This is a genomic window from Candidatus Frankia alpina (genome assembly GCF_902806485.1).
Taxonomy (GTDB): Bacteria; Actinomycetota; Actinomycetes; order Frankiales; family Frankiaceae; genus Frankia; species Frankia alpina.
The window spans coordinates 1-1,116 of sequence record NZ_CADCWT010000495.1 but is presented as its reverse complement, the minus strand read 5'-3'; the positions used below and the strand labels follow the sequence as shown (position 1 = coordinate 1,116).

At 72.6% G+C, this 1,116-nt stretch carries 3 protein-coding genes; all 3 read left to right on the top strand.

Going from position 1 to position 1,116, the window contains the following annotated elements; all coding sequences use genetic code 11:
• A partial coding sequence (locus G6R25_RS24160) for a pyrophosphohydrolase domain-containing protein (protein WP_163554674.1) occupies nucleotides 1-295 on the top strand: 295 nt, incomplete at its 5' end.
• Nucleotides 292-702 (top strand): hypothetical protein, encoded by a 411-nt coding sequence (locus G6R25_RS24155; protein WP_163554673.1) that lies wholly within the window; start codon nucleotides 292-294, stop codon nucleotides 700-702. The genes G6R25_RS24160 and G6R25_RS24155, both read left to right, overlap by 4 nt.
• Nucleotides 703-734: 32 nt before the next feature.
• On the top strand, nucleotides 735-1,116 hold a 382-nt coding region (locus G6R25_RS24150), incomplete at its 3' end, for a single-stranded DNA-binding protein (protein ID WP_163554672.1).

Here is a 1,116-nt window from a genome sequence, read left to right as displayed (position 1 = left end):
CGAACTAGCCCACGTCTTCCCCGACATCGACCCCCGCGTCCGCCAGACCCTCGCCCTGGCCGAAGAAGCCGGCGAAGCCGTACAGGCCGCCCGCCGCCACCTCGGGATGGCCCGCACCCCCGGCGACCTCACCGCCGTCGCCACCGAACTCGCCGACGTCGTGCTCACCGCATTCGTCACCGCCGCCGCGTTCGACATCGACCTGCCCGCCGCGATCAACCTCAAGACCACGGTGCTGTTCACCCGTGGCTGGCGGCAGACCCCGCCTGCCGCACCCTCGACAGCCCGCCGATGACCAGCCCCGTCCTACCGCCCGGCCTGCCCGCCGACACAGTCCTCGACCTGCCCGCGGGCGGGTTCACCGTCGGGCAGTGGGCCGCCGCGGTAGGGCGGGCCGCCGACCGGATCCCCCGCGAGATCCACGACGGCGACCAGTGGCTACCGAACCCGGCCGCCCACAACGCACGGATCGCCGCACGAACGGCGTTCCTCACCGCCTGCGCACACCTGGGCCTCCCCCCGTCGCAGGTCGGACCGTGCGCCGGCTGCGACGCCTTCCACCACCTCTACGGGCCCGACGGACGGCCCCTATGCCCCACCTACCACGCCCACACCCACGTCGGCCGCCCACCCGGGCGGCCCCGGCTGATCGTCCTGCCCGGCGGGGCGGCAGACCCCGCCTCCCGCCGCCGTACCGCCTGACCCACCTGCACCCGAGCCGAAAGGGCACCGTCATGGCTGGAGAGACCACCCTGACTCTGGTCGGGAACGTGACCGCCGACCCCGAACTGCACTTCACCCCGAACGGGGTCGCGTGGACGTCGTTCACCGTCGCCTCGACGACCCGCGTGCTGGACCTCCAGAGCGGCCAGTGGAAGGACGGTGACGTGATGTTCCTGCGCTGCAGCGCAGGGCGTGACCTCGCCGAGCACGTCACCGAGTCCCTCGCCAAGGGAACGCGGGTGATCGTCACCGGCCGGCTCAAGCAGCGCAGTTTCGAGACGAAGGAAGGCGAGAAGCGCACCGTCTTCGAACTCGACGTCGACGAGATCGGCCCGTCCCTGCGTTACGCCACCGCCAAGGTCACCCGCGTCACCCGCGGCACCGCCCCCGACG